Below are 1844 nucleotides of genomic sequence, written 5' to 3'. Positions count from 1 at the left end.
GCCAGGCGCTGCCGGTGCGCTTCATGCACCGGGTTTCGGCAAGCCGCGAGGGCGTGAACGGTCCGACCCGCACCATCGTGCTCAACCGTACCCAGGGCGAGGACGCTTCGGCGGAACTGCGGGCTTCCGAGGTCCGCTTCACCCGTTTCTTCAACTCGACTCCCATGGCTATCGCGGGCGTCGATGCGAGCGGGCGCATCCTGCGCACCAACGCGCCATTCCTGCAGCTGTTTTCATCCGTGGTCGACCGGGACGCCGTCGACCGGCGGGTGCGGTTCGAGACCATCGTCCACGAACGGGACCGTCCGGCCTTCGCCGCCGCCTTCGAGAAGGCCAGGCAGCGGCAGGCCAATATCGAGCCGATCGACTCCGTGCTGCCCGGCAATGAGGAGCGCCATATCCGCTTCTACGTCAACGCCGTCGCCGACAGCGCGGGCGGCGAGGGCGCCGAGGAATCGGCCATCGTCTATGCGGTCGAGACCACCGAGCAGAAGGCGCTCGAGGGCCAGATGGCGCAGAGTCAGAAGATGCAGGCGGTCGGTCAGCTTGCCGGCGGTATCGCGCACGACTTCAACAACGTGCTCACCGCCATCATCATGGCGTCCGACCTTCTGTTGACCAACCACCGTCCGTCGGATCCGTCCTTCCCCGACATCATGAACATCAAGCAGAACGCCAATCGGGCGGCTTCGCTCGTGCGGCAATTGCTGGCCTTCTCGCGCAAGCAGACGCTGCGGCCGGAAGTGCTCAACCTGACCGATGTCCTGGCCGATCTCCGGATGCTGCTCGCCCGCCTTGTCGGCAACGACATCAAGCTGAAGATCGACCACGGGCGCGACCTGTGGCCGGTCAAGGTCGACATCGGCCAATTCGAGCAGGTGGTGGTCAACCTCGCCGTCAACGCGCGCGACGCCATGCCGAGCGGCGGTGATCTTACCGTGCGCACCCGCAACGTCACGACGGAAGAATGCAAATCCTTCGCCTATCGCGAATTGACGCCGGCCGACTATGTGCTCGTCGATGTCGAGGACACCGGCAGCGGCATTGCGCCCGACGTTCTCAAGAAAATCTTCGAGCCGTTCTTCACGACCAAGGAAGTGGGCAAGGGCACCGGCCTCGGCCTGTCGATGGTCTACGGCATCATCAAGCAGACCGGCGGCTTCATCTTCTGCGATTCCGAGATCGGCAAGGGCACGGTGTTCCGCATCTTCCTGCCGCGCCACATCGCCGAGGTGAAGAAGCAGGCCGAGCCCGGCGCGGCGCCGGCAGCCGTGGCGGCGGCTCCGGCCAAGCCGGCCGACACGGCCAAGGATCTGTCCGGTTCGGCCACAGTGCTTCTGGTCGAGGACGAGGACGCCGTGCGCATGGGCGGTGTGCGGGCGCTGATGTCGCGCGGCTACACCGTGCATGAGGCGTCGTCCGGCGTCGAGGCGCTGGAAGTGTTCGAGGCGCTTGGCGGCAAGGTCGATATCGTGGTGTCCGACGTGGTGATGCCGGAGATGGACGGGCCGACATTGCTCGGCGAGCTGCGCAAGCGTCAGCCGGACATCAAGTTCGTGTTCGTTTCGGGTTATGCCGAGGACGCCTTTGCCAAGAACCTGCCGGCCGACGCCCATTTCGGCTTCCTGCCGAAGCCGTTCTCGCTCAAGCAATTGGCGACGATCGTCAAGGACGTGCTGGAATCCTAGAGCGCTGACGCAATTGCGGACGGACGACGCAAGGCGAAGGCGCTGGTGCCTGACCGCCTTACAGCTCGCTGGAATTGCTTCCAAATGAGCTATCGCTTGCACATTGCGACGGCCCTGCCATGATGGTCGCCGGATGGATCTATCAGAGGGTAGTAG

1 protein-coding gene is annotated in these 1844 nt (G+C 64.6%); it reads left to right on the top strand.

Annotated elements, in window-relative coordinates; genetic code table 11:
• Positions 1-1688, top strand: a 1688-nt coding sequence (locus EOA27_RS34700; protein WP_127258534.1) for an ATP-binding protein, incomplete at its 5' end; no start/stop codon positions are given.
• Positions 1689-1844: the final 156 nt, after the last annotated feature.

It is taken from the genome of Mesorhizobium sp. M2A.F.Ca.ET.037.01.1.1 (genome assembly GCF_003998075.1).
Taxonomy (GTDB): Bacteria; Pseudomonadota; Alphaproteobacteria; order Rhizobiales; family Rhizobiaceae; genus Mesorhizobium.
The sequence above is the reverse complement of the archived record's forward strand: the minus strand, read 5'-3'. Positions and strand labels throughout refer to the sequence as shown.